Here is a 26103-nt window from a genome sequence, read left to right as displayed (position 1 = left end):
CCTCTTCTAATACTCATTAAGCGCAATTAGGATAACAGATATATTGTCTGTTCCCCCATTGTCATTGGCTTGTTTTACAAGTTCTGTAACGGCGCTCTCAATATCATGAGTATTAACAATACTTAAAATTTCTTGATCTTTTACCATTTCTGATAAACCATCAGAACATATTAAAATCTTATTTAAACCTTTATAATCATACTTATCATAATCTACATCAACAGTTGCATCCGTCCCAATGGCCCTAGTAATAACATGACGTTTAGGATGATTGTCTGCTTCTGCTTTTGTGATTTCTCCTGCTTTTAAAAGATTGTCCACAAGGGTGTGATCTCTCGATACCTGTTTGATATCTTCATCAATAAAATAGATTCTAGAATCTCCAACATGACCGATATGAAGCATATCGTCTTTGAAGTAGACCATAGAACAAGTTGTCCCCATGCCCCTGTAAGATTCCTCTTCCAAAGACTTAAGATAAACTCTTTTATTGGCTTCTTTTATACTTTCCTCAACCCATATCTGTGGCAGTGTATCAGATAAGTTCAAAAAATACTTTTCTAATAAATCAACTGTCGTTTGACTTGCAACTTCTCCTGCCAAATGACCACCCATCCCATCTGCAACGGCAAACAGGTTCAAGTCTAATGACACCAAAAGTGCATCTTGATTATTGGTTCTTTTTTTACCTACATCTGTACAGTAAGCAACCCTCAGCATAAACACCTCTATTTTCTTCTCAACTTACACATGTAAAAACCATCTGTTTCATCGACATTAGGATACATCTGCAAATCATCTGTGTCGTTTATTTGTACACGTTCAAACTCTGGATGAGATTTTAAGAAGTCATCCATCATCAAGCCGTTTTCACTCGGCTCTATGGTACATGTAGAATAAACCAACACGCCCCCCTCTTTTAAATACCTCGCAGCATTTTCTAGCATTTCTCTCTGAATCTTATTGAGCTCTGAAATTGTTTCTTCTGACTTTTGATACTTGATGTCTGGTTTTCTTCTGATGATGCCTAAGCCTGAACACGGTGCATCCAATAAGACATAATCAAACTTATCAACAAATGATTCGTTTAAAACTCTACCGTCATTTTCAATCATACGGACATTGTTAAGTTTTAACCTTTTTACATTCTCTTTAACCAAATCAAGTTTCTTTTTAGATATATCACAAGCATACACCTGACCTGTATTTTTCATCAACTGGGCAATATGTGTCGCCTTTCCACCTGGTGCAGAACATAAGTCAAGCACATGTGATTTTTCTTTTGGGTCTAGGACATGACCAACCATCATAGATGATTCATCTTGAACGGTAAAATAACCTTCTTTAAAAAGCGTCATCTGGTCAATGGATTCAGACCCCAAAGTCTTCAAAATAATTCCTTCTTCTACTATATCACTTTTAACAGCTTCAAGACCATCTAATTCTAGTTTTGTCATTAAATCTTCACGATTTATTAATAAAGTATTGGTTCTTATAACTAGATTAGGTGTTTCATTGTTGCTAGAAAGCAAATCTTCAGTAAAAGACTCTCCATAAAGTGATACCCATCTTTTAACAAGCCATTCTGGATGAGAGTATTTTATTGAAAGTTTTTCAATAGAATCACTTGGAAGGTCTACCTTTTCATAGCCTCTGATTAAAGATCTCAATACCCCGTTTACAAATCCCGAGTGACGTCTGTTGACCTTTTTTGTAAGCTTAACTGCTTCATCAACCACAGCTGGATTTGGCACCTTATCTAAAAACATGATCTGATAAGCACTCATTCTTAGTATATTTAAGATAGAAGGATCAATCTTTTTTAGTCTGATGCTTGTAAATTTTCTAATTACATAGTCCAAATACATCTTTTGCTCAATGACACCGTAAACAATTTTACTGATAAAGCCCTTATCTCTTGTATCTATATCATCTCTAAGCTGCATTTCCCCAATTAAGAGGTTTGAAAACTTATCTTCATCCATTTCATTAAGTATTTCCAACACAACTTTACGTGAATTTACTTTCATACTACCCCATTTCTATACGTACAAAAAGGTAGAAAGCTCTACCTTTTATCTCACCTATTAATCTCTACTTGAACCCCTAATCAACAAGAGTCTTACCAAGGTCATTAATGAAGCCAGCATAGCTGCAACATAAGTTAAAGCTGCTGCATTTAAAACCTTCTTGGTCCCTTCCATATCTTCTTCACTGATCATATTGTAATCTGCCAGCATGGTCATGGCTCTTGAAGAGGCATTAAACTCTACCGGCAAAGTAATGACATGGAAAAGTGTTACTATTACATAAGCTAAAATAGCAATATTTAAAATAGTAATATTGCCTCTATAGGCAAGTACTATACCTAAAAACGTAAGCATTGATGCTGCTCCAGATGCAAACTGTACCACTGGTGCAATTTGAGATCTGATATTTAAAGGACCATAAGCTGTTGCATGTTGAACAGCATGACCACATTCATGAGCTGCTATAGACGCTGCAGAAATTGATGGCTTATCATAAACTTCTGGCGATAAACTTACTGTTTCAGTTCTTGGACTGTAGTGGTCAGAAAGCTTTCTTTGACCCCTAATAACCTGTACATGAGAAAGACCATTTCTCATCAATATTTCTCTAGCTACTTCAGCACCTGTTTTGCCTGAAGTGTTTCTTATTTTTGAAAACTTGGTATAGTTACTGTTTACTTTAGATTGAGCATACATAGATAAGATCAATACAGGAATGATCAACCATATATACGAAAATGAACCCATACCTAAATACATATTATCACTCTCCTAGTCTTGTACCGATTTCAAACGAGTTGCCCAAGATATAAGCCGCTACTGTCATACGTTTTTTATTCGGCATCTGAATTTCCTTAATCAACAATCTTTTATCCAGACAATCAACTACAAGACCGTCAGATGATACTCTGATGATCTTACCAGGCGAAGAGGCTTCTTCATCAAGGACACTTGACTTAAAGACCTTAACCTTACCACCTAGATACTTAGTAGTGGCAATGGGCCATGGGTTAAAACCACGGATCAGGTTATGGATTTCTTGAGCTGGTTTAGACCAGTTTATCACAGCCATTTCCTTGTCCATCTTAGGCGCGTAAGTAGAAAGTTCATGATCTTGAGGCGTCCTATGAATATGACCCGCTTCAATGTCTGAAACTGTCTTCATGATCAAATCGCCACCCTTAAGTGATAAAATATCATGGAGTTCACCAGCCGTCATATCCTCAGTGATCTCTACTTCAATCTTATCAATCATATCACCTTCATCTAGTTTTCTAACCATATACTGAGTTGTAACACCAGATACTTTTTCACCATTTACAATGGCAAAGTTTAAAGGTGCTGCACCACGCAGTCTAGGGAGTAAAGATGCATGGACATTGATACAACCAAACTTTGGTATATCAAGTATCTCCTGACTTAATAGTTGGCCATAGGCAACAACAACAATCACATCAGGTGATAAGTCCTTTAAAACCTGGATATCTTCACTCTTTTTAATCTTTTCTGGTTGGTAAACTGGAATTTGACTTTCAAGCGCTCTTTCTTTTACAGCACTCATAGCCATTTTCTTACCACGACCCTTTGGTCTGTCTGGTTGTGTGAACACAGCCTGTACTTCAAAATTTTTATCTAAAATATCTAAACAGGGTACAGCAAATTCTGGTGTACCCATAAAAACAATCTTCATTAAGCTTCTTCCTCTACTTCTACAACTTTGTCCGTAAACAAAACGCCATCTAAGTGATCTAGTTCATGACAAATGGCTCTAGACAATAAGCCTTCACCTTCTAAGATATACTCTTCACCTTCTAAGTTTAAAGCCTTTACCTTGGTATACTCCGGTCTTTCAACGTAACCTGATTCACCAGGAATACTTAAGCAACCTTCTGCATCTAAGTAATTACCCTTTTGCTCAATGATTTCTGGGTTGATTAAAACCTTAACACCAGTTTCATCATAAATGTCAATCACACAGATTCTCTTAAGAATACCTACCTGTGGTGCAGCAAGACCAACACCATCAGCCGCATACATTGTTTCTATCATATCCTCTACAAGGATTTTAATTCTGTCGTTGATTTCATCAACAACTCTTGATTTTTTTCTAAGTACTGGATCTGAATCCACTCTTATCTCACGTAAAGCCATAAGACCTCCTATAATAAAGACATGGGATTTATATTAATATTAATATAAACATCATGACGAACGACCTTATCTTTATGCTGGATACACACATAGTGTAATATATTTCGCACAAGAACCATATTCATTTTATCAAACTTTAAGATAATTTGCCATCTATATTTGTTGTTTAACTTCTGAAATAATGCTGGATTAGGACCCAGTATTTCTATATGTTCAGGATCAATGCGCTTATGTAGAAAACGCGTCAGCTCCTGACTTAAATTCATAGCAGAATCAATGACATTCTTTTCATTTTCCCCCGACAAAATCAAATTCACAAGAGATGTATGAGGCGGATAATGATAAAATTCCCTGATTTTCATTTCCTCGTCGTAAAAGGCATAATAATCGTGGTTGACTGAAGCTGCTATGGCATAGTGATCAGGTACATATGTCTGAACCACAACTTCACCATGTTTATGACCTCGACCCGCACGACCTGCCACTTGAGTCAGAAGTTGGAAGGTTTTCTCAGGCGCCCTGTAATCCGGCAAATTTAAAGTCATATCAGCAGATAAGGTACCTACTAAGGTAACATTTTTAAAGTCGAGACCTTTGGTGACCATTTGAGTCCCTATCAAAATATCTATTTCATGATTCTCCACTTGCTCAATCAAAGCTTCTAGCGAACCCTTCAAACGTGTGTTTTCTGCATCCAAACGGCCTATTCGCGCTGTAGGAAACAGTTCATGCAACATGAGTTCCACCTTTTCAGTGCCTGCACCAAAATACTTAAAATATTTACTATCACATTCAGGACAATTTTTAGGTACTTTGATCTGATAATCACAGTAAGAACACTTGGCTGAATTATCCCTGTGATGGTAAGTCAGGGCAATATCACACCTAGGACATTTTAAGGCATAGCCACAAGACCGACATGATACAAAGGTAGAAAAACCCTTTCTATTGTAAAAGAGAATGACTTGCTCATTTTTTTCAAGTCTGTCCTCAATTTTTTCAATGAGAAGTTCTGAAAACATGGACTTATTACCAGCTATAAGCTCTTCTCTCATATCCACCAAATGAACCGGCGGCAGAGGTTGCTTGTTGTATCGACCTAGTAGTTCTAAAAGCTCATACTTTTCACCAATCTTCTGATAAGTAGACAGTCTAGGTGTTGCCGAAGCAAGCATGACAGGAAAATGAAGTCTATCAGATAGATATTCTGCCACTTCGCTTGTATGGTATTTAGGATTAGAATCAGACTTATACGTTGTTTCATGTTCTTCATCTAAAATAACAAGACCAAGGTTTGGACATGGGGCAAATATGGCTGATCTTGCTCCAATAACAATGTTAACAAGCCCTTCCTGAATGGACCTGTACTGGTCATATCTTTCACCAGGCGAGACCTTTGAATGCATAATGGCTATGGCAGAACCAAACCTTTTTACAAACTTCGTCACCATTTGCGGTGTTAAGGCAATTTCAGGCACCAAGATAATCACCTGCTGTCCCCTGGAGATTATTTCTTCTGCCAAGGTCAAGTAGACCTCAGTTTTACCAGAACCTGTAACACCATGTAATAGATACTTCTGATTGGTATGTAGGCCTTTTAAAACAGCTTCATAAACCACCTGCTGGTCTTGTGTTAAAGGATGTTTTCTAATCTCATGTTCATGGTTTAAAATATCAGGCTTTCTGAATTTCTCCTGACTGACTAGTAAAATCACATCCAAAGATGCCAATTTCTTTAAAATGGTCATGTTGCAATTGATTTCTTTGTTTAAGAGACTGGCGTCACACTGACCAACTTCATAGATAAACTGAAGGACTTCTAACTGCTTGTGTGCGCGCTTTGAAAGCTTTTGTGCCGCTTGTTCATATGTCATATGAGGATTTGAAAAGACAACCTGCTTGTACTGGGTCTTCATATCATATTTAAAGAGTTCATGCTTCTTTACAAAGCCCTTTTTTATCAGGGTCTTTACCCTATTTTGAAGCTTGTATTTAAAGATATCCGATTCATTTAAAGGGTGTGCCATTAATTTATGAATATCTTCATATCCCTTAAGCTCATCTCCAACCCAAGTATAGGTAACAATCTTTTTCAACTTGGTTTTAGAAGGCACCATGGCGTTTAGAGCTTCACTGTAAGTACATAGGTAGGTTTCTTTCATCCATTCAATAAGAGCCACCTGACTTTCTGTTAAGTAAAAGCCATAAACAATTTGATGGATATCCTTTAATTTATCGAACTCTGTCTCATTTGTAATCTCAACAACAAAGGCCTCTGTTAAGTTATCCCCTTGTCCAAAGGGAACAATAACCTTCTGGCCTACAATCAGCTTGTTATAAAGTTGTTCTGGAACCTTGTATGTAAAAGCCATATCAATGGCTTTTGCATGTTTGGTTAAGATCACTTTTGCGTACATATCTACTCCATTAGCTTGTCTAATATAATATCTGCAATCTCTCTCTTTTTAAGCATATCGTAATGCTTTACTTGTCCATCTGAATCAATAATAGACACGATATTTGTATCTGACTTAAAACCAGCACCCGCTTGTTTAATGTTGTTAGATACAATAAAGTCAAAGTCTTTTTTCTTAATTTTCTTCTTTGCATTTTCAATGACATTTTCAGATTCAGCAGCAAAACCAACCACCTTTTGATGGGTCTTTTTCTTGCTGATTTCATAAGCAATGTCTTTTGTTCTTTCTAAAGGAATACTCATATCCTCATCAGACTTTTTCATCTTCTGATCTGAGTAAGATGCAGGCGTATAATCTGCTGGTGCAGCAGCCTTAATGATGATATCCATATCATCCATCTTATCCATAACGGCTTGATACATATCCTCGGTAGAAACAATATCAACAATTTCTATACCTGCAGGTCGATCTAAATTCACACGACCTGAAATCAATGTTACATCAGCCCCTCTGTCTCTAGCAGCTTCAGCAATGGCATAACCCATTTTGCCAGAGGAATGGTTGGTAATGTATCTTACAGGATCCAAAGCTTCCTGAGTCGGTCCTGCTGTAATTAAAATCTTCTTGCCCTCAAAGTCCTTTTTTACCAAGAAATTTGAGATGGTTTCAACAATTCTTTCTGGAGAAGCCAACTTACCCATGCCGATATCACCACAGGCTAAACGACCAGAATCTGGATCAATAAAGTGATAGCCAAGCGATTTAAGATCCGCCATATTTCTTTGTACCACAGGATTTGTGTACATACCTGTGTTCATAGCAGGTGCTATAAATACTGGCGCTTTAGTTGCCATAACAACCGTTGATACCATATCATCAGCAATACCAGAAACCATTTTACCCATGATGTTGGCAGTTGCTGGTGCCATCAAAAATAAATCCGCTCTTTGAGCGATAGAGATATGTTCAACATTCCATGTTTTTGGCTCTTCAAACATATCTACAACAACGTAGTTTAAAGAAAGTGATCTAAAAGTTAGTGGCGTTACAAACTCAGTCGCATGTTTGGTCATAATGACTGTAATATCTGCACCAAGCTTTTTTAATCTGCTTACAACATCCACAACTTTATAGACAGCAATACCGCCTGTAACACCTATAACAATGTGTTTTCCATTTAACATGTTATTCTCCTTACTAAAAAGAGTATACCCGAAGAGTATACTCACTTTTTTATTCGTGGTCTAATACGATTACTTCTTGGTTTTCGTCTTCGTACTCATCCTCTGATAATTCTCTAGTCACGATTGTGCCGTCATAGATTTCATTGATTGCTTGTGTAACAGCAACTGAAGAGTCAACACTGATGACTTCATCATCTGTTTCAATGATCTCTCTAGCTCTTTTTGCAGCAGCGATGATTAAACCATAACGCGTACCTGCTTTTTTTACTAATTCATTAACTGGTGGATATAACATTAACCTTCCTCCTTAAACATCTTTACAATGTCTTCAATATCTTCGATTACCTTGCATCTCTCAGCATCAATAATGGCTTCCATTAAGTCCGATGCTTTTTTTACTTGATCATTTATAATGTAATAATCATATTGATTTACAAATTCAATTTCTTCAAAAGCACTAGAAAATCTTCTTTCTAAACTTTCAGGTGTCTCAGAACCTCTACCGATGATTCTATTTTTCAGTTCCTCCATTGATGGAGGTAAAATGAAAATAAATACACCTTCTGGATAGCGCTTTTTAACTTGAAGTGCCCCTTGAATATCTATTTCTAAGAGTATGTTTTCACCCTTATTTAACTTTTCTAATACAGTATCCTTTGGTGTGCCGTAAAGGTTTGTATAAACCTCAGCATACTCAATAAATGCCTCTTCTTCAATTTTCTTTTCAAACTCTTCTCTAGAAACAAAGAAATAATTGACGCCATGAACTTCACCATCACGTGGTTCTCTCGTTGTTGCTGAGGTAGAAACGAAAATATCATTTCTTCTAGATAATACTTCTTTACAAATTGTACCCTTTCCAGCACCTGACGGTCCAGAAACAACAATTAATAAACCCTTTTTATTCACACAGCACTCCTATTCTATATTTTGAATCTGTTCTCTGATTTTCTCAAATTCACTCTTTAATTCAATAACATGATTAGAAATGTCTACATCTGGTGACTTTGAACCGATCGTGTTGATCTCTCTGTTGATCTCTTGTAACAAGAAGTCTAATTTTCTACCAATAGATTGGTCTTCATTAAATATGCCAGCCAATTGATCTAAGTGACTGTCTAAACGTACAAGTTCTTCTGTAATATTGGTTTTATCAGAAAAATAAGCAACTTCCTGAGCAAGTTTGGCTTCGTCTAACTCGATTTCGCCTAATAACTCACTGATTCTTTCTCTCATTTTTTCTTTATGAATAACCACGATTTCAGGTGCTCTTTTTTCAAGCTCAACAATGATTGCCTTGATGGTTTGAATACGACCTTGAATATCATCTAATAATTTCTGACCTTCAACTTGTCTCATTTGAGTAAGTGAATCCAATGCATCCTTTGCAGCAGATTCAATTAAAGCCCAAACCTTTTCTTCATCAATTTCTTTATATTCAACTGAAAAAACATCTTGGAATCTTGTTAATAGATTCAGATCAAAGTCTCTAGTAATACCATAACGATCTTTCATCTCATCTAAAGCTGCCTTGTATTGGTCTAAAACAGCGTAATTAGGTTTAACTGTAAAGTCTTCACCCTTTTCTTCTTCAAAAGACATGTAGATTTCTACACGGCCTCTTTTCACATGACTCTTCACCAATTTCTTGATGCGGTCTTCGAACATTGCCATCTTCTTAGGAATCTTTAAAACAATGTCGCAATATCTATGATTAACGGCCTTCATTTCGATGAGTACTTTCTGTAAACCCATCTCCTGTTCTGAACGACCATAACCCGTCATACTGTTTACCATGAAACCTCCTATACGGTTTATATACTATTTATTATTATAACACTTATCATATGTTTTTCATACCTAATTTATTCAAAAACACCACCACTCATTATACTATACTTACACCCTCTTGACTATAGGCATTCTAATATTAATTTCATGTTACACCTCAAATAAACTCGTCAAGATTAGAAAAGTCTGCTATACTACCCTATAGAAAGGGGGCGATCTAATGCCATTCGATGGAATTACGATAAATGCTCTAACAGATGAAATCAAGGACATCATTGTAAATAACCGCATTGACAAGATTCATCAACCAGAAAATGACGAAATTGTATTACACATCAGACACAACAGAAAAAACTATAAATTGCTTTTATCAGCAGACAGTAACTTGCCTTATTTTGGTCTGACTGAACTAAAAAAAGAAAACCCGACCCAAGCACCTATGTTTTGTATGCTACTTAGAAAACATTTGGCTGGCGGTAAAATAATCGATTTTAAACAACTCGAACTTGAAAGAGTTATTATATTAACTGTAGAATCAAGAACCGAACTTGGTGATTTAACCATCAAACATCTTATTTTCGAGATCATGGGCAAACATTCTAACATCACACTAGTTGATGATGACTATAAAATCATCGACTGTATCAAAAGAATAGCCCTTGGCGTTAACAGGTATAGACAGCTCTTTCCTGGCATCACCTATCTCTTTCCACCAAATGAGAAAAAGGATCCTAGGACAGAAAATCATGATGGATTTATGAAAAGCTTCGAAAACGAATCCAGACCAGTCTTTAAACACATCTATATGACCTATCAAGGTATCAGTCCTATTATTTCAAAGGAAATGTGTTTAAGAGCAGAAATAGACTTCTCTATTCATCAGGATCAACTGAGCGATCCTCAGAAAGAAAAGTTAACCCAGGTATTTTTGGACTTCTTTAATAGTAAGCATGACTATTACCAAGTCGTCTATCTACAAAACGACGCACTTAAAGATTTAACCATTGTGGACCTGTCGCCTTATCATTCAGATGAATTCAGGGTAAAAAGATTTGATTCAGTTGTGGAGATCGTCAATGAGTACTATGCAAATAAAAACACAGTCAACAAACTGCTTCAAAGGTCTCACGATCTTAGAAAGTCTATACAAAACAAGATAGATAGACAAAAAAAGAAAATGCAAAACTTAGAAGAAGATCTTCTCTTTGCAGAAAAAGCAGACAACTACAAAATTAAGGGTGAACTGATCCTTGCAAATATCTATAGAATTGAAAAAGGCATGAATAAGGTTACATTAGAAAACTTCTATGACAACAATGTGCCTATTACCATTTCACTTGATATCAGGCAGACGCCTTCAGAAAATGCTCAAAACTTCTTTAAGAGATACAACAAGTTAAAGACTGCACAAGTCAAAGTCTTAGAGCAGATGGAAATTACAGAACATGAAATTCTTTACCTAAACCAAGTCCTTCACAACCTAGAGGTATCTCCAGATCAAGATAACTTTGAAGAAATCAAAGAAGAGCTGATCCAAACAGGTTATTTAAAGAAAAAGCAGGGTCAGAAAAAGAAAAAGGCCATTAAGAGCAGACCTTACCACTATCAGTCATCTGATGGTTACGAAATATATGTAGGAAAAAACAATCTGCAAAACGATTATCTTTCAATGAAGTTTGCAAGCAAGTCTGACATGTGGCTTCATACAAAAGATATACCAGGCTCACATGTTATCATCAAAGCAGACGGAAGAGAAATCCCAGAGACCACTTTAAGAGAAGCAGCAATGATTGCAGCTTACCATTCAAAGGGGCAATCATCTTCACAGGTGCCTGTTGATTATACAGAAGTTAGACACTTAAAGAAACCAAATGGTGCCAAACCTGGTATGGTTATATTCCACACTAATTCAACCTTATACACAACACCAATAGAAGATGAAGTCAAGAAACTTTTAAAGAATGCCTAGTGCATTCTTTTTTGTATAATGAAACTTTACACATGCATAAAAAAGACCATTTAATTAGCATATGCCGTTTATAATCAAACTCTTAGGGTAATACCTTATTGAGCAAGGAGGAGATTCTATGAGAGAGTGCGAAAAACTAAATAACTGTTCTTTTGTCCAGTGTTGTGATGCATACAGCAAGTCAACAGCCGCTAGAGGTTTTGTGAATATGTACTGCAAGGGCAGCCGTATGGAGGCCTGTGTTAGAAAAAAACTCAGTACAAAGTATGGTAGAGAAATTGTGCCTAAAAACATGATGCCAAATGGCTCACCTTTACCACAAACCTCATCAGCTGACTGGGACATCAAAGCAAAGAATTACTTTAAGTACTTGTAAAAATGACTAAGGAATCGCTTGAGCGATTCCTTAACTATTGGAACAGAATTTTTTAGAGAACATATTCATCTTTTAAAATCGACATGATGACTTCATCATGATAAGCACCTGCTTTATAAAGGGCTTGTCGTAAGACCCCTTCTTTTACAAAGCCACACTTTTCATAAGATTTAATGGCTCTTTCATTGAAAGAATAAACATTCAACTCAATCCTATTTAAGTTCATTTCATCAAAAATAAAATTAATTAAAACCTTCATGGCATCAGTACCATAGCCTTTGCCCCAATAGGACTTATCACCAATAAAGATACCAACTACACACGTTCTGTTCTTCCAGTCTACTTTATTAAGACCACAGCCTCCAATATACTTACCTTCTAAAGTATCTATGGCAAATGAGTAGGCATCTTTAAAAGCCGACATACCTTCGATGAACTTCTTTTCGTCCGAGTAAGTCAAAGGAAAAGGGACTGTTGGTGTTAAATAGTGCTTTACTTCTGGATCGTTCACATAAGCCTGTGCTTGTTCTATGTCACCTGTTGTATAGGCTCTAAGCCTTATCTTTTCTCCTGTATACATATCTTCTCCTATTCACATTCTATAATAGTACCTTCAAAACCAACGCCATCGTAACCTAGTAAAACACTAAAAACTTGGCCTTTAGAGTTTTTCCACTCCACCACTTGACTAGGTAGACCTTCAGGTAAAACTGTATGGATGTTGATGCGTTGATTATTAACTTCGTCTACAGCCTTGATTGTTTCTGCTATTTCATACTCTGTAAAAGATTCATTCCACTCGATGTTAGACCATTTAAAACTATAAACACTGCCTTCTACTTGAAAGGAAACAACTTCATACTCATTGTCACCAAATGTTATGGTTTCATTGTTTGCATCAGTCAAATTATTCAATTCAGGCTTGTCACCTAATAAAATATAGAGCTGGGCATGAGGTATAGCCGATGGTTCAAACATAAACCTCACCTGACCATCAAAGGTCTGCATCACCTGAACATCAAAATTATACTGTGCTTCAAAGGCGTTTGTAGATATATCTTCTAAACTCTTTTCTAAAGCATCCTTTTCTAGTATTGAGGCTTGCTTTTCGTCTTCACAAGCTTCCAAGTCCGCTTTTAGTGTTTCATTATCATTATAGTAGACCATTTTCTCTTCAGAGATGGTCTTTATTTGATCCATTAAATCAAGTCGATTTTCCTTAAGCATTTCTACTTCACCCAAAAGCTGATCTCTTTCCTTTTGTAAAGCTTCAAGTTCACCAGACTGACAACCTGTAAGTGACAGTAAGAGAAGTCCAATCACTAATTTTTTCATATAAACCTCCAATAATAACGACTTCCTTCTACACTCTTATTATACATGATAATTAGGTATAGAAAAAGACAACAAAAGTGTTGTCTATTTAAATCCTATGGTAAAATATGAGGTTGTATTGTAGTAAGAACCTAGATAATCTGCAGCATTTTTGTTCTCAAACACCTCCATGGCAAAGTCTTCATAATACTTAAAAATCACATACAAACACATTGGTGAATCAAAGTAAGCATCACTTTTAACAAAAAATTCATCGTAATTTTTCTTTTCCATCATCTCAAGTGTTTTCTCATCATTTTCACATGCTTCTTTATAGGTCAAATAATGAGAAAAATCAACAGATGCTATAATAAACAGATCATCTGGTAGTGCATCCAAAAGTTCATTCAGTTCATGATAATCTGTATTCTTAGAAATCATCAAATTACTCAGATCTGCTTCAGGAAAGTATTTGGCAATCAAAGGAATATGGGTATTAAGTCCATGTTCTATGAAAATTTCCCTGTCATTTTCCTTAACAAAGTCCAAAGCCAGCAGACTAGAAGTCAAGTCTTTGTTATTGAGTATTTTCCCAAATCCACCAGACCAATCCTGCTTAGAAGTTGTAACATGTCTGTCTTCATCTAAAAAATGATCTGGACTGATTAGAAGAATATGTTTCACATCAGGCGCCCTCTTATACATGTCCACGATGATATCCATTGGAACAGTATGATGTGGGACAATCATGCCTTTAATACTCTCTTCTTCTACAGAGGAAAGCAAATCATAAGTTGCCTCATTGTAGACATATTGATGGTCTTCAGGTGAAAAACCAATCATAGAAAGCAGGACCAAAATGATTGGTCCAAGACTATTCATAACCAACCTCTAAAACTTGAGGATCTGTAAAGTAAATATGTCCTTTATACATCATTTGAATAATAGAAGGTTCGAACTGATATTTACCAGCTTGGTTTGCTGAGAAATAAAGGTCAATTGTACCAGAGGTCTGGTCGTAAGGCACATAAATTCTTAAATCTTGATTGTCTGCATAAGCAGGACCACCTACAAACTCAAAGCCTGCCGGCACTCTTGAATAAATCACAGTAGATTCACGAAATGGTTTATTGTATTTATAAGTCACCTTCACCCTATCACCTAGTGTGATTGGACTGTCTACCATTACAGAAACAGTAGCTGTTTGATCTTTATAGTCTGCATAATCTGTGCCGTATAGAGATAACCATTCATCGACAATAATATCATCTGATACATCTGAAAAGCTAATCTCATCCCCTTCTTGAGTCTCGATTATTACAGCTTTTGCATCTGGAAGATCAACCTTTTTTTCTTGACCATTAAGCGTGTAGCTGAAAGCTGATTGATCAAAAGTTATGTCATAATTATCAATATAATAGAGCTTTTCTATAGCAAGCGTGTCATCAGAATCAAACTTGTCTGTATACGTTTCGTTAAAGTCTTCATGATCCAGTCCAAGCCTTAAAGCATAAACACCACAGAGTAGCTTCTGTCCATCAGATAAATTAAGTAAATCTGCATCCAATACCTGATCCATTAATTCTTTGGCACGTGTTTTATCACCTAATTCGCCTAAGGCCATGGCAATATAGAGTTTCTCACCATTATCCATTTCAACACTTTCTTCTAAATACTTGTCGATAGCAAGCAGAACAGGTTTATCATTAGAAGCCAAGGCCCATAATACCTTGGCGCGGTCTAAAGCTAGAAGTTCACCTGAACGAAGTCTAGCCATCAAATAGCCTTCTAAGTTATCCACATTAAAGTGGTCAAGTCCAATACGTGTAGCCATAATCAAACTAGAAGTATCTAAAGATGATTCTCCTGTCGGTAGTTGTTTTAAACCACCATCGTAGTTTTGGTAATTAGAAAGGATCGTGTCTTCTTTAAGTACATCAAAATATCTGGACAATATAGTTAAGGCATATTCCGAACCGATGATTTCTTCTAGTCTGTAAGACGACCTAAAAGTGGCATCATAAACTCTGTCCATAAAATCTCTTGCAGCCTTATTGTATATTGAAAACTTAGTTTTACGATCATATTTCTTTTCATAAGTTTCTGTTAAAGTTGAAGTGATTTTATGTGTCGCTTCAATATAATAATCTTTAACAGTGATAGACTCCTTAATACCATCGTAAAGCCCACCAAACCTACCTTCTAAAACAGTCTCATAGTCTCCTTTTTCAAGTGGACCAAGCGGTATAGAGATTCGACCTTTACCACTGACGTCTACCATTGTTTCAGTCACCTCGTCATCTCTTATGAGTTGACCGGTATAAGAAACCTCACTTTCATCTGTCACATCATCTCCATCACAAGAGGCTGTCAGAGCCAGTTCATCTCCTGTAAGGTATTCATCATTTATAAAAGATCTAACAAAGAAAGGTAATTTAACGTAGATGTTGCCCTTCAACTGTTTGTATTGTAAGTCTTCATTCACAGCATGTAAAGTCAGTCTCCAAGAAGTCAGATTATCAGGTAATTCAAACTCTACTCTAGCCTGGCCATTTATAACTTCTACCGCTTCAAAAAAGGCGGTATCTTTAAAATCATCACGAAGGTATTCACCATCGCCACCTTCACCCATTTCGGCACCAAAAGCAGTTTCTGTTGCTGTTTCAAGTGTAGAACCTTCTGCCAATATACCATCTGTATAGACATAGGTATGTAGGGCTGAATCCAAATCAAAATAATCTTCATACAAGGCAAAGTAAGCTTCATCCACTACAGAAACATTGAGCATGCCATTAAAAGGCCTTCCTTCATATGTAACGTTAAATAGAACTTCAGCCTTCTCACCTGGTTTATAATCAACTTTTTCTAAATCATAAGTCAAATCAGCTTCTAGAGTTTCATAATCATAAGGGATCAGCTGACTGTCCCATTTAGGTAATATAGAAAATACATGGCCATCATAGTAAACTACTTTAAGCAACATATTTGGTCGATAATCTTCTTTGAACTCAAAAGTATTGGCTGCTTTATCAAGGACCTTATAATCCAGTAAGCCATCACGCAGTCTTAACTCCAACATATAGTCATCGTTAGAAGCTTCTATAGGCTCATCAGATAATAAAACCTCATAAGAAACATCATCACCAATATCATATTTCTTGTCTACAAAGCTTGATAATCTATAAAAGTCATCACTTGAATAGAAATAATCATAAGATGAAGTCCCATAATAGAGTTGGTAAGTTGTCTTTCTCCCCTGAGTATCCCTTGTTTGAATGGTAATTTCGTAAGAATGTTCATCTTCAACAGGAAAGTCAAATACACCCTTACCTTCCGATGTACTAGCCTCTATTGGATTAAGATTTTTACTTTTTCTTTCGTAATCATATTTGTCGTAAGAAACCTTATGTATAGGATTTATAAAGGTGCCTAAAAAGGTTTTTTCTGTATAGCGATCAACAATGTTAACTGTGTAATCAACGTCTATGGCCTGGCCTTTAATGTTTTCATAATTTTCGCCGAAGTTGCCATCATAACCACTTAAATCTATGGTATACACATCAAAGGAAACCCTGCATGTATCTTCAAGGCCCTCAGTCTCACCTAAGATCATAATATCTCGAGGAAAAACTTCTACAAACTTTCTTGAGTTGACATAGGTATCTTCAATACCTCTAGCTTCAACATTTATACCTATCATACTTGGATACCAAGACGCTCGGTTAGAAGTCATTTTAATCTCTTCGCCATAATAACCTTGGTCGTCTGTCACTTGTTCACCCTTGTAGGTTCCGTCGTTATAGATGCCAATTTTCATGCCTTCATAAGGCAGTTCATTGAAGTATTTGGCATGGACATCCAGTTTAACCGTCTCTCCAGTAAAAACCACCTCTTTATCAATTGCAGTTTCCAAGTAAACTTCAGGCTTTTCATACTTATTGATTATAAGTTCCTGACTTTCTATGGTTTGACCGTTTACATTCAAGCGAAGTGAATAATATCCAGACTCCAAATCGCCTAAGTCTAATGTTTCACTTATGGTCTGGTAAGGACTCAAGACTACATCTTTTTCTATAAAGACATCCTCGCGCCAATTATGGCCAAGCGTTAAGGTCAGATTTTCTAGATCTGAGTCATCAAAAGCTCTAACAAATCCAAAGACATGAACCTGATCATTTGGTAAATAGGCCGACCTGTCTTTATAGATAAATGACCAGTAGTCACTATTGGTGTTGCCATAGTAATAGTAAGGTTCAAAGTAATTGTTCTTGTGGGTGTTAATCAGGTAAGTTTCGCCATCATACACTACTGTGTAGTCTCTATCAGACTTATAATCCACTAATAGTGTACCATTATCATCTGACTGGCCTACTAATTGACCGTCATCATAAACATCAACGCCTGAAAGCGGCTTCTTGTTTTCATGGTCAATCATCCATAAAAGTTCATCTTCAGCAGTCGCTGTGTAGTAAACCTGTAAGCTGTTTACTTGTAAAAAAGTATACTGCTTAAAGCCATTGGCACTTAACTCTACAATGTACCTACCTTTTTCAAGACCAGGTACTTCAAGGTAATCTCTGTATTGATAAGTTGATGTATTTGCATCTTCATCATAAACAAGGTCATAGTCAAAATCAGGATTGGCCTTGTTGTAATAATCATCATAAGACTGCTTAAATAACTCATAATCACCCACTTGGTAGATCTTCATATTATAAAGATCTCTGTTATTGTAGCCAAGCACAGAAATCGTAGCAGCTTCATTTGGCAGTACGTTGGTAAGCGAGTAATAAGTATTCCTTGAAAAATCATCTCCATAACCAGTTGTAAATGAATAAGAGATATCTTCTGTTAATGTTCTTTCGCCATCAGAAAGACCAGCCGTAATGGTGACCTTATAGTTTTTACCAGCTTCTAGTTTCTTAGGGACAAAAGTAACAATGTTTTCATCAAAAGTAAATGAGCCTTCTACCTCAGGTTCAATCATAAAATGCGATTTAAAATCCTCTATCTTCTTAGAGTTAAAATGCATCTCTAACAACGTCCTTGTTGGGACATCATAAGCTTGATTGCCAGGATACTTCTCTGTTAATCTCAAATCGTCCACTACTTGAAAAGCCTTACCATAATCTAAGGCAACATAAGAAACAACGTAAACCTTATTTTTCAAAAGTTCTGTTTTAGGCTTGATTAAATACTCTTCATCAGTGACCTTAACCACTTCAAAATCTGTTTGAGGTTCAATGCTAATCTCTTTTTTCAGTTCCTCAACAGAAAGACTTTGATTTGTTAAGAGTCTAAAGCCAGTATCCTGACGTATACCATATTCATCAGAATCAAGGGCCTCCACAGACATGGTCATAGGCTCTAGGCTTACATCCTCTTCTTCTACTATTACAGGTTCATTCGCTTCTTCAATCGGCTTGTCTGGCTCTCGTAAGATATACCACAAACCGGCCGATATAACCCCTATGACTAAAATTACAGATATCAGTTTTCTCATTTTACTCTCCCAATCTCATAGTATGTTTCGACGTGTAAAATCCCATCTTATGATAAAATCCAATGACCTCTTCATTACCAGCCGCAACATCGACCACCACACTTTCAGCCCCATTTGACTGGAGCCAAAGGATCATTCTTTTCATTAAATATTCTCCTAAACCTAGACCTCTTAAATCATCATAAATGTAGAAGGAGTCGATTTCTCCAACACCGTCCTTCATACTGGCTAAAATATAGCCCAGAGGTTTTTTGTCCTGGCAAATGATTTCAAGTCTATAGTCATCCACTGCATCAAACTTCTCAATTCTAGCTTCAAAAGTATTTTTTCTATACAGGTGATCAAAATGTCTAGAGTGAACCATATGATGCCTGTTAAGCGCCTGCCAGAGTGGTTTTATAATCAATAAGTCTTTTTCTTCTCTAATATCTAACATATATCCTCATTTCAAAATTATGTCAATCCCTTTTAATTTTATACCTCAAATATGATGAAAACAACAAAAGAATAGGATTTCTCCTATTCTTTTCACATAATGTTTATTTATTTTTAATAAGTACAACAGAAGAATATCTTGGCAGATGCAAAATGTTGTCTTCAATAAAACACTTATCATGGTAATAAAGGGCCCCATCTATTCTGATTTTAAAGCCATCTACATAGAAAGACTTGTCTTTAGAAGAACCATTGTAGGCAATGTAGATCATATCCTCATCCTCATCATATGGACTCTCTATCAAGTACCTGACCACACCTTCTATGTCATCAAACATATGGACCGACTTCTTGATCACTTCAGGATCTTCTAAGGTAAATACCTTTTGAGACTTTCTAAAGGCAATCACTTCCTTGATAAAGTCATAAACATGACGATGAGCGTGTTTATAAGACCAGTGGATTCTGTTTACAAAGGCAGAAGACTTGTATGAGTTGTGGTCGCCATACTTGCTTCTAAGAAACTCTGTACCCGCTTGTATAAAAGGTATACCAAAGGATAACAAGACCATAGCAAGGGCTGTTGTGTTCATGTTTTGCTTTTCTTCAAATGGTCTGTGATGGTCTGATTTTGCAATTTTGTCCATTAAAATCAAATTGTCGTGACTTGAGACATAGTTGATGGAATCACTGGCTATTCTTGAAAAACCAATGATGTCATGGTTAAAGTGTATAGACCCATAACAGCCTGCATAAATGTCTTCTTTTCTGTATATACCCCCACCTACAAAACCCAAGTCTTCGCCGTCATTGCTACCTTTGATGGCATTTCTAAAGTCATCATTAAAAAGAGATATTCTTGTTTCCCTCTGCTTGCCTTTAAGCATCTGTTTGTCATGCAAAAGACCTGAAGGACCACCGGTCCAAGGCTCGCCATATAAAAGGATATCAGGCTCAATCACGCTCAGTTCATCACTGATCATCTTTGAAAACTCAGCATCATAGAGTCCCATCAAGTCAAACCTAAAACCATCGACCTGATAAACCTCTAGCCAAAATTTAAGCGAGTCTAAAATAAACCTTCTAACAAATGGATGTTCCGTATCCAGCTCATTGCCGCAGCCTGATCCATTTTGGAAATGTCCCTTATCATCAAATCGATGAAAAACAAAAGGCATCAAGCGATGAAAATTAGATGTACCACCAAAGTAGGTATGGTTGTAAACAACATCCAAAACAACGAAGATATCCGCCTCATGGAGGGCCTGAATCAAGGTCTTTAACTCAAGGATTCTTGACTTAGGGTCATCTGGATCTGTCGAATAAGAACCTTCAGGGGCATTAAACAAGTAAGGATCATAACCCCAGTTGTATGATTCATCATCATAATCATTGGCTGTGATAAAGTCGTAGATAGGTAGCAAGTGAACATGGGTAATCCCAAGCTCGATCAAGTGATCAATACCTATCTTCTCCCCTTGATAAGTAAGACCTTTTTCAGTAAAGGCCAAGTACTTACCGCCATATTCAAAAGGCATGTGTTCTCCGACTGAAAAATCTTTAACATGAAGTTCATAAATTATAGCTTCAGACTTTTTAATAGGCTTTGGTCTTTTATGGTCTAAAAAACCTTCAGGATTAACATCTTTTGCCGATAGGACTGCACCTTTAGTCGAGTTACCATTAACCGACTGGGCATAGGGATCGACAATTTCAAATCCATCCTTTAAAAAGGTATAAAAATACCCCTCTAAATTTTCATCAAATACAATAGACCAGATATCATCTTCACAGGTCATATCGTATATCTTACGTCTTATGGCTTTAGAAGTCCTGTACAGACACAGCTGCAACTTATTTGCAGAAGGAGACCAAATAGTAAAACTAGTTTGATCTCCCTGAATCTTGACACCATATGACTGATTTAATATTTTATTACTTACTTGCGCTTTAATCATATGTCACTTCCTATTTAGGTACACGGTCCGTTTCCCATATACCCGATGCATATTCTTGAATGGTTTTATCACTTGAGAATACACCTGAATGAGCAATATTGGTGATGGCCATTTTAAGCCAAATATCCTCATCTGTATAATAATGTCCAATTCTTTCTTGAGCTGCTGCATAAGAGTCAAAGTCTTTTAAAACAAAATACTCATCATTGTATACCACAGAATCATAGATTATCTGGAATTCTTCTTTATCCACACCCAAAAATCCATTAATGAGCTGGTCTAGCACTTCTTTGATTCTAGGGTCATTTTCTATAATGTGGTCTGTCTTATACTCATGACGTTCATAAAGTTCATAGACTTCTTCTTCCGTCAAACCAAACAAGACAATATTATCTTCCCCAACTTGTTCATGAATCTCTACATTGGCACCATCTAAAGTCGCAATGGTTACAGCACCGTTCATCATAAACTTCATGTTACCTGTACCTGAAGCTTCTTTAGTGGTTGTAGATATCTGTTCAGAAACATCTGCTGCCGGCATAAGAATTTCAGCAAGAGAAACAGAATAGTTTTCTAAGAAAACAACCTTGATCTTGTCTTTGATTCTTGTGTCGTTGTTCACAAGGTCCGCTACCGTGTTAATGAGCTTGATGGTTTGCTTGGCTATATAATAAGACGGTGCAGCCTTGGCTGCGAATATAAAGGTTCTAGGCACAAAGTCCTCGTCCGGATTCTTTAAAAGACGGTTATACAAGTACATGATATGGAGTATATTTAAGGTCTGACGTTTGTATTCATGAAGTCTCTTTGCATGTACATCAAATATAGAATCTGGATTTACAACAATGTTGTTGTGCTTTAAGATGTAAGCTGCAAGCGCCTCTTTATTCTTTCTCTTAACATCATCTATTTCTTGTCTGAAGTCCTTGTCATCAATGAACTTCATCAACTCTCTAAGGTGCTGAGGATCTCTGATCCAATAATCGCCAATATATTTTGTAATCACCTTTGATAGTTCTGGATTAGAGTTGATCAACCACCTTCTATGAGTAATACCATTGGTCTTATTGTTAAACTTGGCCGGCATGATATTGTAAAAATCTTTTAACTCTTTGTTTTTAAGAATTTCAGTATGCAGTCTAGCCACACCATTGATAGAATGAGACCCGATAATAGCCAAGTGGGCCATTCTGATTTCACCATGACCAATAACCGCCATACGGTTGACTTCTTCTTGGGTCTTATGATAAACCTCAAACAAGTCTAGACAGAAGCGTTTGTTGATTTCTTCAATGATCATATATATTCTCGGCAGCAACTTGGAGAACATCTCTACAGGCCATTTTTCTAAGGCCTCAGATAAAATGGTATGGTTGGTATAGGAACATGTTTTTTCCACTATAGACCAAGATTCATCCCAACCAAAGCCCTCTTCATCCATCAGAATTCTCATAAGCTCAGGAATGGCCATGGAAGGATGGGTATCATTGATATGAATAGAAATATAATCATACAGCTTAGCCATCGGTTTACCCAGCTTCTTAAATGACCGGATAATGCCTTGTATACCTGCAGAAACAAAGAAATACTCCTGCTTTAATCTTAATACTTTACCTTCATCATAAGAATCATTTGGATAAAGCACCTGAGAAATAGACTCTACATCATACTTCTTCTTAAAGGCATCCATGTACTCGCCTCTAGAGAATGTCGAGTAGTCAAACTCTTTATTAATAGCCTGAGCGGACCAAAGTCTCAAAGTATTAACCGTATCATTTTTATAACCTACAACCGGTGTGTCATAAGGCACAGCAAGTACAGGTGTTGTATTTTCTAGAAAATAACGACCATTTTCTAATTTAACATCACCATAAAAATGAACTTCTACAGACTTATCAGCCTTCTTAACTTCCCAAACATTTCTGTTGTTTAGCCACCTGTCTGGAAACTCAACCTGATAGCCATTGATGATCTTTTGCTCAAAGAGACCATAGTTGTAACGAATACCACAACCATGACCAGGAATGGCTAGGGCTGCCATAGAGTCCATAAAACACGCAGCCAATCTACCCAAACCACCATTACCAAGACCTTGATCTTTTTCAATGCTGGCGATATCTTCCAAATCAAGTCCCAGTTCATCCAAAACCTCAGAAGCCGTTTCATCCAAACCTAGATTAATTAAGTTATTCATTAAAAACTTACCTGTTAAGAACTCTATTGAGAAATAGAAAACTTGTTTACAAGCTTTGTCATCATAACGATTATTGGTATCTACCCAGTCCATAGAAGCATACTCTCTGACCATGGACGCCAGTGCGTGATATTGGTCCCACCTTGATGCTTCTTCTATTGTTCGCCCACTTTTTACAGTCAGCTTTTTTAGATAATCTTTTTTAAATTGTGCTTTTGTAACCATTTTACACTCCAATCAAATCTTGATAAAGCGCCTTGTATTTAAGTGCAGATTGCTTCCATGAAGTATCTAACTGCATGATGTTTTTGACAAGTCCTCTCCACTCTTTTTTATTGTCGTAAAGCTCTAATGCTCGTTTGACCGCAAACAAGAGTTCATGAGCATTGTATGATCCAAATGAAAATCCTGAACCTTCCTGTGTATACTTGTTATAATGAATAACCGTATCTCTTAAACCACCTGTTTCACGTACAATTGGCACTGTACCATATCTCTGAGATATCAACTGCGACAAGCCACATGGTTCAAATAAGGAAGGCATTAATAGCATGTCTGCACCTGCATAAATCTCATGTGCAAGTTCCTCATTAAAACCGATACTCGCCGATAAATTTTCATAGTGATATGAAAAATGTTTGAACATGTTTTCATACTTTTCTTCACCTGACCCCAGTACAACCAGTTGGATATCCAGTTCTAAGAGCTCTTCAATAATATGCTCTAAAAGATCCAATCCCTTTTGGTCAGCCAGTCTAGATACCATGGCAATTAGGGGTCTCTTTGACTTTTTTAATCCCATGATATTTTGTAAGTGTTCCTTGTTAATTTGTTTTCTAGATGAATTTTTATATGTGTAGTTCTTTACAATTTTCGGATCAATTTCTGGATTGTATATCTCAAAATCTATACCATTAACAATACCATGGAGTTTCTCTTCATGGTCTCTAATTAAGTCATGTAACTTTTCACCAAAGTAAGGCTCTTTGATTTCCTTGGCATAAGTATCACTAACAGTCGTTACAGCATCTGCAAAAGTAATACCTGACTTCATAAAGTTGATGCCGCCAAAAAACTCAACTGCACCAGATTCAAATTCAGAATAATCTAGGTTTAAGAGTTCGTTTAGAACCTGAGCATCATAGACGCCTTGGTATCTTAAATTATGAATGGTAAAGACAGTTTTAATGTTTGAAAACTTTTCTATATGGCCATAGTGCTTTTTCATCAACAAAGGAATCATAGCTGTATGCCAATCATTAAAATGAATCAGGTCAGGCTCGAAATCCAGATGAATCAAAGCTTCAAGTGCAGCCCTACAGAAGTAAGAATACCTTTCTGCATCATCAAAATGACCATATATGCCTTCTCTTTTAAAATAGTATTCATTGTCTAAAAAGTAAAAAGGAATATCGTTAAACTCAGTCATGGAAATCCCCAAGTACTGCTTTCTCCAACCAACTTCTACTTCTGTGTTTAAAAGATGTCTTTCCTCTACATCTACTTTTCTATTGTGAAAGTTTCTAGAAGTCATAACCCTAACATCCACGCCTTCTTTTATAAGGGCTCTCGGCAGTGAATAAGCCACATCTGCAAGACCTCCGGTCTTTGAAAATGGTACGACTTCAGCAGAAACAAATAAAACTTTCATGTTCTTACCTCTATACTTTCGAATTTTTTGCTATTACAAATGGATGATCGACATCTCCATTAAATACTCTTTTATCACTGATTTCTACATTCTTGTCTAAAATCATATGATTGATGTTAGCCGTCTCGCCAACCTTAGAATTCTGCATGACAATTGAATTTCTTATGATGGCACCCTTTTTAACATGAACCCCTCTAGACAAGATAGAATTTTCTACAATACCTTCTATGATGCAACCCGATGACACCAAAGAGTTGGATACATAAGAATCGTCTGCATAATAGGTTGACGGTTCATCTTTGATTTTTGTATAAATCAAATCATCCGCATGGAAGAGTTCCTTCTGAACTTCTGGCAACAACATATCCATATTGGTTCTGTAGAAATTTTGAATGGTATTGATGCAGGCCAAGTAGCCATCAAAGGCAAAACCTTTCACCTTCAACTCACCAATTTGATTAAAGATACACTGCTTTAAGTAATCCACATTACCCAAGTGAATCGATTCTTCTATAAGCTCAATCAAAAGCTCACGTTTCATAATATACATTTCCATAGAAACATTGTAGTACTTCTTCTTACCTAGATTTTTCCCCATAGAAATGATATCGTCATTTTCATCAATGTTGACAGTATCACAATCTACAAAACGTCTGACATGGTTGTTCATACGCTTGTATAAAATTGTGATATCAGCCTCTTGTTCCTTATGGTAGTCTAGCATATCTTCTAAATCCACATTGCATACCATGTAGGATCTTGATAAAAATACATATTCCTGCTTTGACTTTCTAATGTAAGAAAGCATTGAATTAAAGATTTCGATGTCACCCTTTTTCTGGACAATATCCACTGAAGAGGCTTCTGGATGGAAGTAGAACAAGCCATCTTTCTTCCTGTCTAAATCCCAGTGTTTACCTGACCCCACATGGTCATACAAGGATCTTGCACGTCCCTGGGTGCAGATAGCGATATTGGTAACACCTGAATTAACCATATTGGATAAAGTGAAATCAATAACCCTATAACGACCACCAATAGGAATCGAGCCAATGGTCCTAATTTCCGTTAAGGTCTTGAGTCTTTCTGTTGATGCAGATAAATTTATAATACCCATCATTTCATTCATA

The 26103-nt window shown here is 36.5% G+C and carries 21 protein-coding genes; 2 read left to right on the top strand and 19 right to left on the bottom strand.

Annotated elements, in window-relative coordinates; translation table 11 throughout:
• Window positions 1-6 precede the first annotated feature (6 nt).
• Genes EZV73_RS22125 through EZV73_RS22080 form a run of 10 tightly spaced genes read right to left on the bottom strand, consistent with a single transcriptional unit; the run spans window position 7 to window position 9579 of the window.
• Window positions 7-720 carry a Stp1/IreP family PP2C-type Ser/Thr phosphatase gene (locus EZV73_RS22125; protein WP_240842624.1) on the bottom strand — a complete coding sequence of 238 codons (714 nt, stop codon included), beginning with the start codon at window positions 718-720 and terminating at the stop codon, window positions 7-9.
• 8 nt (window positions 721-728) lie between these two features.
• The gene (gene rsmB / locus EZV73_RS22120) at window positions 729-2030 is read right to left on the bottom strand and encodes a 16S rRNA (cytosine(967)-C(5))-methyltransferase RsmB (protein ID WP_240842623.1); all 1302 of its coding nucleotides are present in this window, start codon (window positions 2028-2030) and stop codon (window positions 729-731) included.
• 57 nt (window positions 2031-2087) lie between these two features.
• Complete coding sequence (locus EZV73_RS22115) at window positions 2088-2789, bottom strand: zinc metallopeptidase (RefSeq protein WP_240842622.1); 702 nt, start codon at window positions 2787-2789, stop codon at window positions 2088-2090.
• Window positions 2790-2793: 4 nt separating this feature from the next.
• Window positions 2794-3720, bottom strand: a complete 927-nt coding sequence (gene fmt, locus EZV73_RS22110) for a methionyl-tRNA formyltransferase (protein WP_240842621.1) — start codon at window positions 3718-3720, stop codon at window positions 2794-2796.
• On the bottom strand, window positions 3720-4181 hold the full coding sequence (gene def, locus EZV73_RS22105; RefSeq protein ID WP_240842620.1) for a peptide deformylase: 462 nt from the start codon (window positions 4179-4181) through the stop codon (window positions 3720-3722). Before def ends, fmt begins: the two co-directional genes overlap by 1 nt.
• A gap of 8 nt (window positions 4182-4189) precedes the next feature.
• Complete coding sequence (gene priA / locus EZV73_RS22100; protein WP_240842618.1) at window positions 4190-6598, bottom strand: primosomal protein N'; 2409 nt, start codon at window positions 6596-6598, stop codon at window positions 4190-4192.
• Between the two features lie 2 nt (window positions 6599-6600).
• Window positions 6601-7782, bottom strand: coding sequence for a bifunctional phosphopantothenoylcysteine decarboxylase/phosphopantothenate--cysteine ligase CoaBC (coaBC, locus tag EZV73_RS22095; RefSeq protein WP_240842617.1), 1182 nt, complete (start codon window positions 7780-7782; stop codon window positions 6601-6603).
• Window positions 7783-7831: 49 nt separating this feature from the next.
• Entirely contained in the window at window positions 7832-8077 is a 246-nt protein-coding gene (rpoZ, locus tag EZV73_RS22090; RefSeq protein WP_240842616.1) for a DNA-directed RNA polymerase subunit omega, read from the bottom strand.
• Window positions 8077-8691, bottom strand: coding sequence for a guanylate kinase (gene gmk, locus EZV73_RS22085; protein WP_240842614.1), 615 nt, complete (start codon window positions 8689-8691; stop codon window positions 8077-8079). The genes rpoZ and gmk overlap by 1 nt, the downstream gene beginning before the upstream one ends.
• A gap of 9 nt (window positions 8692-8700) precedes the next feature.
• The gene (locus EZV73_RS22080; RefSeq protein ID WP_240842613.1) at window positions 8701-9579 is read right to left on the bottom strand and encodes a YicC/YloC family endoribonuclease; all 879 of its coding nucleotides are present in this window, start codon (window positions 9577-9579) and stop codon (window positions 8701-8703) included.
• Between the two features lie 214 nt (window positions 9580-9793).
• On the opposite strand from EZV73_RS22080, the gene EZV73_RS22075 reads away from it, so the two are divergent.
• Window positions 9794-11542: an NFACT family protein gene (locus EZV73_RS22075; protein ID WP_240842612.1), complete on the top strand. Its 1749-nt coding sequence runs from the start codon at window positions 9794-9796 to the stop codon at window positions 11540-11542.
• 118 nt (window positions 11543-11660) lie between these two features.
• On the top strand, window positions 11661-11918 hold the full coding sequence (locus tag EZV73_RS22070; protein ID WP_240842611.1) for a hypothetical protein: 258 nt from the start codon (window positions 11661-11663) through the stop codon (window positions 11916-11918).
• Between the two features lie 52 nt (window positions 11919-11970).
• Here the strand turns inward: EZV73_RS22070 and EZV73_RS22065 are convergent, their stop codons facing one another.
• The 9 genes from EZV73_RS22065 to glgD form a co-directional block, all read right to left on the bottom strand.
• Complete coding sequence (locus EZV73_RS22065; RefSeq protein WP_240842610.1) at window positions 11971-12498, bottom strand: GNAT family N-acetyltransferase; 528 nt, start codon at window positions 12496-12498, stop codon at window positions 11971-11973.
• 8 nt (window positions 12499-12506) lie between these two features.
• Window positions 12507-13253: a hypothetical protein gene (locus tag EZV73_RS22060; protein ID WP_240842609.1), complete on the bottom strand. Its 747-nt coding sequence runs from the start codon at window positions 13251-13253 to the stop codon at window positions 12507-12509.
• An 84-nt stretch (window positions 13254-13337) separates the two neighbouring features.
• Window positions 13338-14114, bottom strand: coding sequence for an AmmeMemoRadiSam system protein B (gene amrB, locus EZV73_RS22055; RefSeq protein WP_240842608.1), 777 nt, complete (start codon window positions 14112-14114; stop codon window positions 13338-13340).
• Window positions 14107-18735: an Ig-like domain-containing alpha-2-macroglobulin family protein gene (locus EZV73_RS22050; RefSeq protein WP_240842607.1), complete on the bottom strand. Its 4629-nt coding sequence runs from the start codon at window positions 18733-18735 to the stop codon at window positions 14107-14109. The genes amrB and EZV73_RS22050 overlap by 8 nt, the downstream gene beginning before the upstream one ends.
• Before the next feature lies 1 nt (window position 18736).
• A complete protein-coding gene (locus EZV73_RS22045; RefSeq protein WP_240842606.1) occupies window positions 18737-19171 on the bottom strand; it encodes a GNAT family N-acetyltransferase in 435 nt (144 codons plus the stop codon).
• Between the two features lie 103 nt (window positions 19172-19274).
• On the bottom strand, window positions 19275-21128 hold the full coding sequence (gene pulA / locus EZV73_RS22040) for a type I pullulanase (RefSeq protein WP_240842605.1): 1854 nt from the start codon (window positions 21126-21128) through the stop codon (window positions 19275-19277).
• Window positions 21129-21138: 10 nt separating this feature from the next.
• Complete coding sequence (locus tag EZV73_RS22035; protein ID WP_240842604.1) at window positions 21139-23547, bottom strand: glycogen/starch/alpha-glucan phosphorylase; 2409 nt, start codon at window positions 23545-23547, stop codon at window positions 21139-21141.
• A gap of 1 nt (window position 23548) precedes the next feature.
• Complete coding sequence (glgA, locus tag EZV73_RS22030; protein ID WP_240842603.1) at window positions 23549-24973, bottom strand: glycogen synthase GlgA; 1425 nt, start codon at window positions 24971-24973, stop codon at window positions 23549-23551.
• 10 nt (window positions 24974-24983) lie between these two features.
• On the bottom strand, window positions 24984-26102 hold the full coding sequence (glgD, locus tag EZV73_RS22025; protein WP_240842602.1) for a glucose-1-phosphate adenylyltransferase subunit GlgD: 1119 nt from the start codon (window positions 26100-26102) through the stop codon (window positions 24984-24986).
• Between the last annotated feature and the right edge of the window lies 1 nt (window position 26103).

The sequence above is a fragment of the Acidaminobacter sp. JC074 genome, assembly GCF_022496765.1.
Taxonomy (GTDB): Bacteria; Bacillota; Clostridia; order Peptostreptococcales; family Acidaminobacteraceae; genus JABXKX01.
The sequence above is the reverse complement of the archived record's forward strand: the minus strand, read 5'-3'. Positions and strand labels throughout refer to the sequence as shown.